This is a genomic window from Paramesorhizobium salinisoli, assembly GCF_003335045.1.
Lineage (GTDB): Bacteria > Pseudomonadota > Alphaproteobacteria > Rhizobiales > Rhizobiaceae > Paramesorhizobium > Paramesorhizobium salinisoli.
In genome coordinates this window covers 452,518-466,462 of record NZ_QOZG01000005.1, presented here as the reverse complement: position 1 = coordinate 466,462, position 13,945 = coordinate 452,518, and the positions used below count along the sequence as shown (strand labels likewise).

Below are 13,945 nucleotides of genomic sequence, written 5' to 3'. Positions count from 1 at the left end.
CTAGATGAAACGCTGGCGGGACAACGCCCCCCTCTGCCCTGCCGGGCATCTCCCCCGCATGGGGGAGATTAGGCCTTCATGAAGGGCGGTACCAATCGCAAAAATTGTGGATGAACGCCGATGGTTGCGTCAGCCAATCTCCCCCCTTGCGGGGGAGATGTCCGGCAGGACAGAGGGGGGCGCCTCGCGATTCCATTAAACAGATATCGCTCTATCAATCCGGCCACCGCAGCGCACTGTCGAAACGATGCCTGCTGCGGTTCTCCAGCGGCGTCGCGATGATCTCGTTCGAGGCCGCGGCCTTGTCGAGTTCGTCAGCCAGCCGGCGTGCAACGATCGCTTCCTGCCCGGGATGCAGGTTGCAGGGATCGAGGTAGAAATGGCGATGCTCGATTTCATGGTCGCGCACGATGATTGGCGGCGTGCCGCGAGCCAGCGCTTCGGCGAGATCCCAGGCGGTGATATGCGCCTGCTGCTCGCAAATGATGACGCGCATGCGGTCCAGCGGATTGTCCGTCGGGTCCGGTTCGATCAGCGCCGTGACGCCCGGCCGTCCCTCAAGCGTCTCGCGCCATAGCTGGAGATAACCGGCTTCACGGGCGCGGATGCCGTCATGATCGCGCTTTTCCCAGGCTTCGAGCGCAGCCATGACGCCGAAGACGCTTTCCTTGCCGGCCTTCATGCCGCGACCTATCCCCATGTTCTGGAGGAAGGCGTTGCGGACCAGGTCCTTCTTGCCCGCGACAATACCCGACGTCGGACCGCCGAGGAACTTGTGTCCGGAGTAAAGGACGATATCCGCGCCCTGTTCCAGGAATATGCGCAGATCATATTCGGAGGCCGCATCGACGATGACGGGAACGCCCTTCGCATGAGCGATTTCGACGAATTCCGTAAGCTTCAGCAATCCGTAATCGACGACATGGTGTGAGACGACATAGACGGCCGCGGCTGTCTTTTCGTTGATCGCATTTTCCATGTGATAGCGGTGGGCCGAGGTCGCCTGTCCGATCAGCACGACCTTGCCGCCCGCCAGCCGGATGGCCTGATCGACTGGTGCGCCATAGCTGACGACATGGCCCATCTGCACCAGCACCTCGTTTCGCTCAGGGGTGACATCGGGCAGTTTTTCGATTGCCAGAAGATCTGCGCCGGTCATCGCTCCTGCGACCGCAAGGCTGATGCCGGCCGAGCACGACGCCGTGACGAAGCCCGCCTCGCCACCGGTCAGTCGCGCGATCACCGCGCTCGCCTTGCGCTGGAGGTCGTTGATCTCCACGAATTGCGGCAGGATGGCTGTCATCGCGGCAATGGCCTCAGGCACCACGATCGATGCCCCGAGGCTCGTCATCGTGCCTGAAACATTGATGACGGGACGCAAGCCGAGGGATGCGCGGATGTCTTCAGTCGGCATTGTCTTCTCCTGGAAATGTGCAGCCGATTTCGGAGGCCAGCGCCTTCCTCTCATCGACAGATATGCCACAATAATGTAATAGTGCGCGAAAACCACTAGAGCGTGCCGCTCTGGATTCATTAGTTTGTCGCATTGTCGCTGCCGTTAAAATGAAGCCATTTAACTGTGCGAAATGCCTTAAGCGAGTTCTTGTCTTGGACGCTAAAACCCAACCCATTCCCGCCACCGGCGAGAACCATGCCACGGCTACGAAACGCTCGCGGGTCAGCGGCATCGACCGCGCCCTGCAGGTGCTCGATTATCTCTACGAGACCGGTTCGCCCAGCGGCGCCTATGCCGTCGCCAAGGCCATCGGCGCGCCTCTTTCCACCGTCTACGTGATCATCGACGATCTGGTCGAAAAGAACCTTCTGACGCGTAGCGCCGACGGCATGATCTGGCTCGGCGCGCGGCTTTACCACTACGGCCTCGCCTATGCCCGCTCGCTCGATTTCATAAGTGTCGCCACCCATGAAATGCACGATCTCTGCCGGCAGGTCGGCGAAACCGTGCAGGTCTGCGGGCGCGACGGCGACCATATGCTGGTGCTCGCCATGGCGGACGGGCCGAGCCATTTTCAGGTCGCGTCGCGTGTCGGAACCCGCGTACCGCTGAACTGGACCGCCTCCGGCCGCCTGCTCGTGGGCCATTTGCCCGATAGCGAGCGGATCGAGCTTTTCAAGCGCTGCGCCCGTTCCTCGCCCACAGGCCGAGCGGACGTCGATCCGGCAACCTTGTCGGCTGCGGCCGCCGACGCCATGGAGGCTCGCCTTTCCATCCAGGCGGGCGAGTCCGATTACGCCGTTGCCTGTATCGCATCGCCGATCTGCAACCGCGAGGGCGAGTGCGTCGCGACCATCTCGATCGTTCTGCCGGAGCAGAAGGTTCTTTCCGACGAGACGCATTACACCTCGCATGTGCGCGCCGCGGCGGAAAGGATCGAAGGGCTGATGGGCTGGCGCAATCATTGACGGGTCCTAGCGAAGCGCGACGATGGCTTCGATCTCCACTGTGATATTGCCGGGGAGGGACCCGAAGCCGACGGCCGAGCGGGCATGTTGTCCAGCCTCTCCGAACACTTCCATGAAGAGGTCCGAGCAGCCATTGATCACATTGGGGTGGTCCTCGAAGTCAGGCGCGGCATTGACCATGCCGAGCAGCTTGACGACGCGCTTCACGCGCCCGAGATCGCCCAGCGCCGCATGCATCACGGCAAGCAGGTTGATGCCCGTCAGCCGGGCGTGTCCGTAAGCCTCCTCGGTGGAGACGTCGATGCCGACCTTGCCGGAATAGAGCAGGCCGTTCTCCTCACGCGGCCCCTGTCCGGAGAGATAGAGAATATTGCCTTCCTGCACATGCGTGACGAAATTGGCGATGGGCGGCGGGGCGGCCGGAAGTGTGATTCCGAGCGAGGAGAGCCGTTCGTAGGGCGAGCTCTGGTTCGCATCGGCAATGATCGAAGATTGGTTCACGCGAACTCCTGTCATGCGATTTTATTATGGTTGGCGTTACCGCCAGGAATAGCCGTGGCTGTGGCGCACCAGCTTGCGCGCCTTGGGCTTGTAGCGGCTGGCGGTGATCGCTTCGCTTCCGATGACCGAATAACGCGGCTCGAACAGCTTGGTGAGAACGGATACGTCACCGTTGGAATCAGTGGCTTCCAGATCGGAATCCACCAGATCAAAAATGGTGAAGTCGGCTCGGCTGCCCACCGAGAGGCGGTCTTCCATCGGCAGCTTGATCACCGATGCCGGCGCGTGCGTGACAGCCTCCACCACCTTGTCGAACGGCATGCCGACGCAAAGTAGCTTCGACATGGTTGTCGCCATGTCCCAGACCGGAAAATTCATGGAATGACCGTGCAGGTCGGTCGAGATCGAGAACGGCAGAAGGCCGCGCTTGATCGCCGCTTCCGCGACCTTGAACGAAAAGGAGGCGCCGCCATGGCCGATATCGAGGCGGACGCCTTCGTCGGCGCAGCGCGCGGCCAGATTGTAGAGGTCTTCGTCCTCCATGATGCTCGAGCCGGCCTTGCCGTTGAAGCAATGGGTGACGACATCGCCGGGTCCGAGAATTTCGAGAACCTCGTCGTAAAGCGCCGGCGGCTCGCCGACATGCACCATCATGGGAACCTTGAGGATCTTGGCGATCTTCTTGCCGAGCTTGACCGGCGTGACGCCCCACGAGCCGGTGATGACATGGCTCGCGCGCACCTTGATGCCGACGATGTGCTCGCTGTTCTCCGCATAGCATTCGAGGATGCGGTCGAGATCGATGTCCCTGATGTCGCGCAGTTCTGGCACGCGGTTGCAGGCGACGAGCCCGATGGAGCCGAGATTGAGGAAGGCCTTGATGCGCTCCTTCGCCGGCTCGATGATATATTCGCGAAAACCGTGGAAATTGGCTTCGCCGGCGGAGCCCGCATCCACCAGCGTCGTCACGCCACGCTCTGCGCCGCATTCGGACGGGCGGATCGAGATATCGGTGCCGCCATGCCAGATATGCACATGCAGATCGATCCAGCCGGGCGATATCCAGGCCCCCATGCCGTCGACGCGGGTCACATCCTCGGTGACGGCGAGAGAGGACCCGATTTGTGCGATCCTGCCGTCCGCACCGACGAGGATATCGACCACACCCCCGGGTGTAGCCGGGCCGAATGCCATCGGCTTCACATGGGTGAGGAGAAGCGGTTTCATCGCGTTTTCCGCGAAAGTCATCTTATAAATCCCTTCGAAGTCTTGGATCGAGCATGTCCCGCAGCCCGTCGCCGACCATCTGCAGCGAGAGCACGGAAAGAATGATGGCGAAGCCGGGGAAGAGCGTCATCCAGTCGGCCTGTCCGATATATTGCCGGCCGGCGGAAATCATCGTCCCCCAGGTTGGAATGTCGGGGCTGACGCCGAGGCCCAGAAACGAAAGCCCGGCTTCGGCAAGCATGGCGCTGGCAAACAGGAAGGTCCCCTGTACGAGGATGGGCGAGATCAGATTGCGCAGCACATGCCGCGTCATGATATGGGGCGTCGATATGCCCAGCGCCTTCGCCGCCTCGATATAAGGCAGTTCCCGGATCACCAGCGTCGAGGCCCGCACGGTGCGGGCAAGACGCGGCGCATAGACGACCGACAGCGCAATGATCACGGTCGTCAGCGAAGGACCGAGCGCCGCGACGAGCGCGATCGCCAGCAGGATCTCCGGAAAGGCCATCATTGCGTCGATCAGCCGGGCAATCGGCGTATCGAGCTGCTTGAAGAAGCCGGCGAGCAGGCCGAGCGTCACGCCGATCACCGCCGACAGCGACATCACCGCCGCGCCGACCAGCAGCGATAGCCGCCCGGCATAGATCGTGCGGGACAGCACGTCGCGGCCGAACTCGTCCGTGCCGAACCAGTGAAGCTCGCTCGGCGGCTTCAGCCGGTTGACGATCGACAGCTTCGACGGGGAATAAGGCGCGATGAGCGGTGCGAAGATCGCCAGCAGGACGAAGAGAACCAGCACGATCATTCCGGCCGCAACCGTCTTGCGCTTCAGGAACCGGCGAATGAACTTGGACCGCTCGCTCGGCTGGGTTTTTATGGTGATATCCGTCATCAGTAGCGCACCCTTGGATCTACAGCCAAATAGAGCATGTCGATGGCGAAATTGATCAGCACATAAAGCGCCGCGATCACCAGCAATGCCCCCTGGATGACCGGATAGTCACGGCGCAGCACCGCCGATACGACGAGATTGCCGACGCCCGGAAGCCCGAATACGGTTTCGGTGACGACCGCGCCGGAAACCAGAACCGCCGCCGTCAGGCCGAGGACCGTCAGGATCGGGATTAGCGCATTCTTGAACGCATGCTTGAGGACGACACGGCGTTCGATCACCCCCTTGGAGCGGGCCGTGCGGATGTAGTCTTCGCCCAGCACATCGAGCATTGACGCGCGGGTGAAGCGCAGGATCAGCGCGGACGAGACCACGCCGAGCGCTACGGCTGGCAAGGTCAGATGATACATCCGGTCGAGGAAGGTCGATCCGGGCCCGCCATAGCCGGAAACAGGGAAGAGGTTCAGCCGCACCGCGAAGAACTGCATCAGGATAAGGCCAAGCCAGAAGCTCGGAATGCTCGCCGCCAACATGGCAAGCGTGGTTGCCGCCTGATCGACGAATGAACCGCGCCGGTAGGCGGCGTAGATGCCGACGGGCAGGGCGATCACGCTGGCAATGACGAGCGAAAACAGCGTCAGGAAGAAGGTCGGTTCGGCGCGGTCGAGCAGCGCCGAGGTCACAGGTATGTTGAGGAAGATCGATTGGCCGAGATCGCCTCGCAGCACCTGGCCGATGTAATAGACATATTGGACTCCAAGCGATTGATCGAGGCCGAGCCGGCTGCGAAGTTCGGCGATGTCCTGTGCCGTGGCATCGGGGCCGAGCATCACGGCAGCCGGGTCGCCCGGCGTGACACGCAGGATGACGAAGACGATCGTGAGGACGAGAAACATCACGACGATCATGCCGAACAGGCGCTGGAGGATGTAACGGATCATGGATGGTGTTCCTATGCCCGTAGCCGGGCATGATCATCTGGAGCGCCGCGCGTCCGATCTTGGACTTGCAAAGGACGCACGCATATTTTTGAAATGCTGCATGCCGACCCCGCAGGCCGGCATGCAGCATGTCCCGATTGTTACTTCGCGATCGATGCATTCCAGAAATAGGGCCACGGCGCCGGATCGACCCCCTGGAGCTTCTTGGACTTCGCGGCGACCGCGTTGAAATCGCCGATCTTGATGAACGCAACATCATCATAGATCGCCTTCTGGACATTGGCCCACAATGCGACGCGCTTTTCCGGATCGACTTCGGCGGTGAAGGCATCGACCGAGGCGTCCCGTTCCGGCGTATCCCACCAGCCGGGCGAACTCGTCGACAGCGTGCCGATCAGCGCCGGCTCCGGCAGGAATGGGCTATGGGTGATATAGATGTCCCAGAGGCCCTTGTCGGCGCGGCGCTGCGTCAGCGTGGCCCAGTCGACGACCTGCAGGTCGACGGTGAAACCGGCGAGCTTCAGATATTCGGCCGCGACCTGCGCCATCTTGTAATGAAACTCGTACTGGCGGCTGGTGAGGATGCGGATCGGCTCGCCCTTGTAGCCGGCAGCCTTGGCGGCGGCGCCTGCAGCTTCCGGATCGGCGACATTGTAATTGCCCGCGACCCCGGCATCGGTGCTCCAGACAAAGCTGGCAGGATAGATGTTGCCGTCCAAAGCATAGAAATCCGTGCTCCCGAAGGCCGCGGCCATCATGTCTTCCATGTTGAGCGCCTGGCGGATAGCCCTGCGGATTTCGACATTCTTTGCAGAGCCTTCGGCCGTGTTGAACACGGAGATCGGGTAGCCGAACGGCTTCAGCATGACGGGCTCGGACGAAGACGAGCCCTGCAGGCGGGCGTAGGATTCCACCGGAATGGAGTCGATGTAATCATACTGCCCCGAAACCGCCGCTTCGACGCGGGTGTTCGGATCGGGTACCGGCACGAAGCGGATCTCGTCGAGATATTGGTGGCGCCCGCCGCCATAACCATCGCCCGCGCCTTCACGCGACTTGTAACCGTCGAAACGGGTCAACTGGATGTACTGGTCTGCCTTGCGCTCCTTCAGCATATAGGGGCCGGTGCCGATGAAATCGGTCATCGGTTCGGCCTGCTTTTCCGCAGGCAGGATGATGGCTGCGGAATTGTTGAAGGCCAGCAACGACGTAAGAGGTGCATAAGGCTGCTTCAGCGTGATCGTCACCGTCGATGGATCCGTCGCCGTAATCGAGTCGATGAAGCCGGCGACCTGCTTGCCGCGCGAGGCAAGCTTCGTCCACCGGTTCAGCGAAGCGACGACATCCTCGGAATTCATGTCCGTATTGTCGTGGAACTTGATGCCGGTGCGCAGCTTGATCGTATAGGTTTTGCCGTCGGCGCTGATTTCAGGCAGCGCTTCGGCCAGAAGCGGTGTGACCTTCCAGCCCTTGTCGAAGGTATAAAGCGTCTCGAAAATATGTTGCGTGACGATGCCGACGAGATCGGCGGTGGATGCCATCGGATCAAGCGTCGGCGGCTCCCCTATCGTCGCGACATTGATGACGCCGCCCTTCTCCTGCGCAAAAAGACTGGAAGGGAGGATGGTGAGTGCGGTTCCCATTAACAGTGCGGTGATCATTCTCATGATGAAGCTCCCATTGTTCCACAATTATGTTATATATGCTTTTATAGAAGAATAATGGGCGTTGGCTTCCTGTCAACAGGAAATCGCGCTGGGGTCCCCAATGGCGACCCCAGCAGCATATGCATCCTCATTCCTAGCCGCATGTTTGGATAAGCTTGCTGCCGGGTGACCGGCAGCAAGCTTCGGCAGCGCGTTCGTTGAATCGTCGAAACCTAAGAGGCGTTCTTCGACCAGTCATCCACCTCACGCTCGGCTGCTTCCTTGGCAATGCCGTATCGCTCCTGAATCCGGCCGACCAGCTGATCGCGGCTGCCCTTGGCCTGCTCGAGGTCGTCGTCGGTCAGTTTGCCCCATTGTTTGCGGACGCTTCCCTGCATCTGTTTCCATTGGCCCTTGATCTGATCCCAGTTCATATGCGTTCTCCTTTTTGAAATATCGCGAGAGGAACGCTTGCAGAACGCAAGGGTTCCGTCGAGGCGCTCACGTGGGGGTTGGTCAGGAGGTTTTTTCGGCTGAACGATAGATATGGGAAAAAATGAAGAAGGTTTTTCCTCGATAGTGGCATATATCAGATCCATATTCCAAAATTATGCGTGATTAGAAAACCATTCGCGTTCCATTTCTGCTATGATTTTGCCATGTTAGGTGTTCCACGCAATCGTTCGGCCCGGCGTTTGGCCTGCCGACAATCTCAGGATCGCACAGTCATGAAATGGTTGAATTTGCTGCTCGTCGCCGGTGCCCTGCAGCTTTCGGCACTCGCCCCCGCTTCTGCCGCCAGTCTTAAGGAGATCGAATCTTCAGGCGTCTTCCGCATCGGCACCGAAGGCACCTATGCGCCCTTCACCTACCATGACGACACGGGCAAGCTTGTCGGCTTCGACGTTGAAATCGGCGAGGCGGTCGCCAGCAAGTTGGGTGTCAAGGCGCAGTTTCTGGAAGGCCGTTGGGATGGGCTGATCGCCGGTCTTGATGCCAACCGCTATGACGCGGTCATCAACCAGGTGGGCATCACCGAGGAGCGCAAGAAGAAATACGATTTCTCCGATCCGTACATTGCCTCCAAGGCGGCGCTGATCGTGCGCGGCGACAATAATGACATCAAGGACTTCGCCGATCTCAAGGGCAAGAAGGCCGCCCAATCGCTGACCAGCAATTTCGGCAAGCTCGCGGCGTCCAACGGCGCCGAACTCGTGGGTACGGACGGTTTCGACCAGTCGATCCAGCTCGTGCTCAATGGCCGCGCCGACGCCACCGTCAACGACAGCCTGTCCTTCCTGGATTTCAAGAAGAAAAAGCCCGACGCCGATGTGAAGATCGTCGCCACCGAGGCCAATGCGGATTATTCCGGCATCATCATCCAGAAGAACGAGCCGGAACTGCTCGCCGCGATCAACGAGGCGCTGAAGGCCATCAAGGCCGACGGCACCTATCAGAAAATTTCCGATAAATATTTCGGGCAGGACGTTTCGAAATAAGCATTAAATCGCGTATGAAAGGCTGGCCAATCCTATGGATCGGCCAGCTTTTTTTTAATGCATAATCCTTAAACCGGAATCGATTTAAGGATTATGCAGCGTTTAAGAGCGTTAAAGCATCCAATTGGGCGCGCAGGCGCTCTCATAAACGCTGATATGATGAAAAAACCGCAAGCGTCGCGGAGCACCGGAGAACATGTCCTTGCCTAACTGGCTTCAGATCATGCTGGAATCGCTCTGGCCGCTCTTGTCGGCGGCCTTTACGTTCACGGCCCCCTTGACCCTCCTTTCCTTCGCCCTCGGGCTGGCGCTCGGCCTCGTCGTCGCGCTCATCCGTCTGTTCGGACCACGCCCGCTGGTGGCGCTGGTGCGCTTCTATGTCTGGATCATCCGTGGCACGCCGCTGCTGGTGCAGCTCTTTCTGATCTTTTACGGTCTGCCCAGCGCCGGCATCGTGCTCGACGCCTTTCCGGCGGCGCTCATCGGCTTTACGCTGAATGTCGGCGCCTATACGTCGGAAATCATCCGCGCCGCGATCGGCTCCGTCCCGAAGGGGCAGTGGGAGGCGGCTTATTCCATCGGCATGACATGGTCGCAGGCCATGCGCCGCACCATTCTGCCGCAGGCGTCGCGTGTCGCCGTGCCGCCTCTGTCAAACACCTTCATCTCGCTGGTCAAGGACACATCGCTGGCCGCCGCCATCACCGTGCCGGAGCTGTTCATGGCCGCACAGCGCATCGTCGCCACCACCTACGAGCCGCTGATCCTTTATATCGAAGCGGCGCTGATCTATCTCGCGATGAGTTCGGTTTTGTCCCATCTCCAGGTCCGGCTCGAAAAGCGGCTGGGGCGTTATGGCGGTTTTATCGAGGCGCGATCATGATTGGCTTGGAGAATATCGTAAAAACCTTCGGCGACCTCACCGTCCTGAAAGGCGTGACCCTTGCCATGAAGGAGGGCAGCGTCACCGCGCTTGTCGGTCCTTCCGGCGGGGGGAAAAGCACGCTCCTGCGCTGCGTCAATCTGCTTGAAATTCCTGCATCCGGCGAATTGCGCATCGGTGACGACCGGATCGAATTCCAGCCGAACAAGCGGGTTCCCGCAGCGGATATTCAGCGTATTCGACGCCAGACCGGCATGGTTTTTCAAAACTTCCAGCTGTTTCCGCATCTGACTGCCGTTGAAAACGTGATGGAAGGCCCCATCACCGTACTGAAATGGCCGGCGGCCCGCGCCCGCGAACACGCGATGGCGCTTCTGGAAAAGGTCGGCATGGCGCACAAGGCCGATGCCTGGCCGGCGACGCTCTCGGGCGGCCAGCAGCAGCGCGTCGCCATCGCCCGCGCACTCGCGATGTCGCCGAAAGTCCTGCTCTGCGACGAGCCGACCTCGGCGCTCGATCCGGAACTGGCGCAGGAGGTGGTGGACGTATTGAGCCAGTTGGCGCGCGAAGGCACCACCATGATCATCGCCACGCACGACCTGCGGCTTGCCTCGACGATCGCCCAGGAGGCGGTGTTCCTCGATGGCGGCGTGGTGGTGGAAAAAGGGCCGGCCCGGCAGCTCTTCACCAACCCCGATCGCGACCGCACCAAGCGCTTCATCGCCACGCTGACGCAGGACATGGTGAACTACGGCGAGGCGATCTAAAGCGCGGTCCCGAGAAGTCGTGGATTCTTCGGATGAGGTCATGCGGCTCAACTGGACGTAGCGCTGCCGTCGGCTCCCGGCGATGTGGGCAGGCTGATGGTTGGCTTCGGCATTGGCATAGTGCCTGACCCCGCCTGGCCGTTAACCTGCTGCTGATCCTGATACCCTATCTCGCCTGGCGGAATTGGATGCTGCCGCTATCTCTCTCCCGAATTGCCCGCTGCCTTGACGAAATCGATGAAGGCCCTGAGCGGCGCGGGCACGAGGCGTCGCCCGGGATAATAAAGAAATGGCCCGGAAAACCGCAGCCACCAGGGCTCAAGGACCGGTTCGAGCGCGCCACTGTCCAGATATGGGCGCAGCCAGTCCTCGAACAGCCCGACGATCCCGAGACCCGCGATTGCTGCATCGACGGCAAGATCGCTCGCCCCGCCCGCCTGCGTGACCAGCGGCCCCGTGGGATCGACCAGGACCACTTCGCCGTCGCGCTCGAATTCCCATGGCGGCATCGCGCCGCTGGGAAAGCGGTGGCGCAGGCAGGAATGGCCGAGCAGGTCGCGCGGGTGCTCCGGCCGGCCCCTGATGTCGAGATAGGCGGGGGAGGCGGCGGTGGCGAATCGCTGGAGACGCGGCCCGATCGGCACCGCGATCATGTCCTGCTCCAACCGTTCCTCATAGCGGATGCCGGCATCGCATCCGGCCGCAAGTACATCGACGAAGCTTTCCTCGGTGATGACCTCCAGCCGGATGTCGGGATAGGCGGCGAGGAATGCCGGCACGATGCGCGGCAGCACCAGCCGCGCCGCGCTGACCGGCACATTGAGGCGCAAGACGCCTGCCGGCCTGTTGCGGAAGCGGTTCACCACGTCGAGCGCCGCCTCCATCTCGCTCAACGCCGGGTCAAGCCGCTCCAGCAGGCCCTTGCCGGCGTCGGTCAGGACGACGCTGCGGGTCGTCCGGTTGAAGAGCCTGACACCGAGCTGCGCCTCCAGCCGGCGTATCGCTTCGCTCAGGCCGGACGCACTGCCGCCGCTGACGCGCGCGCCATCGCGAAAGCCGCCGGCCCGTGCCACCACCACGAAGGCGTTCAGATCGCCCAGATCGACCTTCATTGTTCGTTACTCCGCACAACCTGTGCAGATTGTATCTGATTATCGCGAGACGCCACAACGCCTATCTCTGTGTCATCTGAACAGGAGATAGACCATGTCCATTATCGATCAGTCAGGCACCTCTATTCTCGGCGACCGCACGGTAAAGCGGCTCGGCTACGGCGCCATGCAGCTTGCCGGCCCCGGCGTATTCGGCCCGCCCAGAGACCATGATGCCGCTCTGGCAGTGTTGCGCGAGGCGGTGGCAAGCGGCGTGAACCACATCGACACCAGCGATTTCTATGGCCCTCACGTCACCAATCGTCTCATCCGCGAGGCGCTTCATCCCTATCCCGACGATCTCGTCATCGTCACCAAGATCGGCGCAAGGCGGGGCGAGGATGCGTCCTGGCTTCCCGCCTTCTCGCCAGAGGAACTAACCCGCGCCGTGCACGACAATCTGCGCAATCTCGACCTCGACGTGCTGGATGTGGTCAATCTCCGCATCATGTTCGATACGCATGGCCCTGCCGAAGGCTCGATCGAGGCGCCGCTCGCTGCTCTCGCCGAGCTCCAGCGCCAGGGTCTGGTGCGCCATATCGGACTGAGCAACGTCACGCCCAAGCAGATCGCGGAAGGGCAGGGGATTACGGAGATCGTCTGCGTGCAGAACCACTACAATCTCGCGCATCGCGGCGACGACGCCCTCATCGACAATCTAGCCCGCGACGGTATCGCCTATGTGCCTTTCTTCCCGCTGGGCGGCTTCAGTCCGTTGCAGTCATCGACGCTATCCGACGTCGCGCAGCGCTTGGCCGCCACGCCGATGCAGGTGGCGCTCGCCTGGCTGCTTCGCCGCTCGCCAAACATCCTTTTGATCCCGGGAACCTCATCTGTTGCGCATCTCAGGGAGAATCTGGCCGTGGCCGAGATCGACCTGCCGGAGGATGTGCTTGGTGAATTGGATGGGGTGGCGAAGATCGACATGGCCTGAGGCAGCTACAGGCGCCGACGCGGTTTGTACGGGCTCGATGGATTGACGTCCATATCGACGATTTCCACGCAAGCCTGCGCCTGCCGATGGCTCGAGCCTGCGTGCCACGGGCCATCGCGAAGCTGAGCGTTGCTTGCCTTCGACAGGTGGAAGCATTTCCATTGCCCTCCGCGCGGGAGCCCGCTCTTGCTGCCGCCGGCAAACTGGAAGACGAGCGCGACCTCCTGTCCCTTGCTGTGCCCCAGGATAACGGGGCACAGCGCGCGCTCATATCCGTCATAGACGCAGCGGATCTGCTTGCGCTCGGTCATCGCCTTCGCGAACAGCCTGTAGGTCGAGCTCGCCACAATATCCTCCTCGATTTTGCTCCCACTCTACATATAGCGGCTCCGCATGGCGTCGATAGGGACCGCCGCCCGCTGTCGCCTCTTGCCATTTGTTCCTGATATGTTCTATGCTGTCGTTTTGGAGGAGAGGGGGACATTCGTGAGGTGTCCCATGCAAGAGAGTTTCGAATTCCTGGAAGATTTGCCGCCCCGGCCCAGGCGGCCCGAGCGGCTGTTCTTCTGCCTGTTTCCGCACTTTGAAGCAGCCTTTCTTGCAAGGCACTTCGCAGAACAGTTCGTGTGGAAACATCATCTGGCGGGAAATCTGCTTCAGCAGCAGCGCCTGCATGTCTCGCTGCATCATATTGGCGATTTCCGGCGGCTGCGGGAGAAATTCATCTATGCGGCAGGGCTGGCCGCAAGGGCTGTTTCGATGCGCCCGTTCGAGGTCACCTGCCGGTCAATCATGAGCTTCGAAAGTGCTCCTTCGCGCAAGCGGCCGCTGGTTCTTTTGGGCGAGAGCGATCCGCTGCTGGAACTCCATAAATGTCTCGGTGCGGCCATGAAGAAGAACGGGCTGAGAACTGCCGAGCATTTTGTGCCGCATATGACGTTGTCCTACGGCTCGAAGCCCGTCGCTTTGCAGGCGACCGAGCCGATTCGCTTCGTCGTGGACGAGTTCGCGCTCGTCCACAGCAAGCTATGGCTCACGGAATATGACGTGCTCGGGCGCTGGCCGCTCGGGGGATGAGCG

The 13,945-nt window shown here is 61.0% G+C and carries 15 protein-coding genes; 6 read left to right on the top strand and 9 right to left on the bottom strand.

Translation table 11 applies throughout. The annotated features are described in order from the left end of the window. Positions 1-214: 214 nt before the first annotated feature. Positions 215-1,414: an aminotransferase class V-fold PLP-dependent enzyme gene (locus DUT91_RS14530; RefSeq protein WP_114441101.1), complete on the bottom strand. Its 1,200-nt coding sequence runs from the start codon at positions 1,412-1,414 to the stop codon at positions 215-217. A gap of 149 nt (positions 1,415-1,563) precedes the next feature. Between DUT91_RS14530 and DUT91_RS14525 the strand changes: the two genes are divergently transcribed. Further along, positions 1,564-2,424: an IclR family transcriptional regulator gene (locus DUT91_RS14525; protein ID WP_114441099.1), complete on the top strand. Its 861-nt coding sequence runs from the start codon at positions 1,564-1,566 to the stop codon at positions 2,422-2,424. Positions 2,425-2,430: 6 nt separating this feature from the next. On the opposite strand, the gene DUT91_RS14520 is transcribed toward DUT91_RS14525, so the two are convergent. From DUT91_RS14520 to DUT91_RS14495, 6 genes are all read right to left on the bottom strand, one after another. Beyond that, on the bottom strand, positions 2,431-2,940 hold the full coding sequence (locus DUT91_RS14520) for a RidA family protein (RefSeq protein WP_114441097.1): 510 nt from the start codon (positions 2,938-2,940) through the stop codon (positions 2,431-2,433). Between the two features lie 21 nt (positions 2,941-2,961). Continuing rightward, positions 2,962-4,173, bottom strand: coding sequence for an amidohydrolase/deacetylase family metallohydrolase (locus DUT91_RS14515; protein ID WP_114441095.1), 1,212 nt, complete (start codon positions 4,171-4,173; stop codon positions 2,962-2,964). Between the two features lies 1 nt (position 4,174). Further along, positions 4,175-5,044: an ABC transporter permease gene (locus DUT91_RS14510; protein ID WP_114441094.1), complete on the bottom strand. Its 870-nt coding sequence runs from the start codon at positions 5,042-5,044 to the stop codon at positions 4,175-4,177. Continuing rightward, entirely contained in the window at positions 5,044-5,985 is a 942-nt protein-coding gene (locus DUT91_RS14505; RefSeq protein WP_200834967.1) for an ABC transporter permease, read from the bottom strand. Before DUT91_RS14505 ends, DUT91_RS14510 begins: the two co-directional genes overlap by 1 nt. Before the next feature lie 140 nt (positions 5,986-6,125). After that, complete coding sequence (locus DUT91_RS14500) at positions 6,126-7,652, bottom strand: ABC transporter substrate-binding protein (protein ID WP_114441093.1); 1,527 nt, start codon at positions 7,650-7,652, stop codon at positions 6,126-6,128. Between the two features lie 212 nt (positions 7,653-7,864). Next, complete coding sequence (locus DUT91_RS14495; protein WP_114441091.1) at positions 7,865-8,065, bottom strand: CsbD family protein; 201 nt, start codon at positions 8,063-8,065, stop codon at positions 7,865-7,867. A gap of 294 nt (positions 8,066-8,359) precedes the next feature. On the opposite strand from DUT91_RS14495, the gene DUT91_RS14490 reads away from it, so the two are divergent. The 3 genes from DUT91_RS14490 (at position 8,360) to DUT91_RS14480 (ending at position 10,780) form a co-directional block, all read left to right on the top strand. After that, entirely contained in the window at positions 8,360-9,130 is a 771-nt protein-coding gene (locus DUT91_RS14490) for an amino acid ABC transporter substrate-binding protein (protein ID WP_114441089.1), read from the top strand. A 202-nt stretch (positions 9,131-9,332) separates the two neighbouring features. Further along, complete coding sequence (locus DUT91_RS14485) at positions 9,333-10,013, top strand: amino acid ABC transporter permease (RefSeq protein ID WP_114441242.1); 681 nt, start codon at positions 9,333-9,335, stop codon at positions 10,011-10,013. Then, positions 10,010-10,780, top strand: a complete 771-nt coding sequence (locus DUT91_RS14480) for an amino acid ABC transporter ATP-binding protein (RefSeq protein ID WP_114441087.1) — start codon at positions 10,010-10,012, stop codon at positions 10,778-10,780. Before DUT91_RS14485 ends, DUT91_RS14480 begins: the two co-directional genes overlap by 4 nt. Positions 10,781-10,977: 197 nt before the next feature. Here the strand turns inward: DUT91_RS14480 and DUT91_RS14475 are convergent, their stop codons facing one another. Beyond that, complete coding sequence (locus tag DUT91_RS14475) at positions 10,978-11,892, bottom strand: LysR family transcriptional regulator (protein WP_114441085.1); 915 nt, start codon at positions 11,890-11,892, stop codon at positions 10,978-10,980. 94 nt (positions 11,893-11,986) lie between these two features. Between DUT91_RS14475 and DUT91_RS14470 the strand changes: the two genes are divergently transcribed. Continuing rightward, entirely contained in the window at positions 11,987-12,865 is an 879-nt protein-coding gene (locus DUT91_RS14470; RefSeq protein ID WP_114441084.1) for an aldo/keto reductase family oxidoreductase, read from the top strand. A 5-nt stretch (positions 12,866-12,870) separates the two neighbouring features. Here the strand turns inward: DUT91_RS14470 and DUT91_RS14465 are convergent, their stop codons facing one another. Beyond that, the gene (locus DUT91_RS14465) at positions 12,871-13,212 is read right to left on the bottom strand and encodes a hypothetical protein (RefSeq protein WP_114441083.1); all 342 of its coding nucleotides are present in this window, start codon (positions 13,210-13,212) and stop codon (positions 12,871-12,873) included. Positions 13,213-13,363: 151 nt separating this feature from the next. Between DUT91_RS14465 and DUT91_RS14460 the strand changes: the two genes are divergently transcribed. Next, entirely contained in the window at positions 13,364-13,942 is a 579-nt protein-coding gene (locus DUT91_RS14460) for a 2'-5' RNA ligase family protein (protein WP_160113654.1), read from the top strand. Positions 13,943-13,945 lie beyond the last annotated feature (3 nt).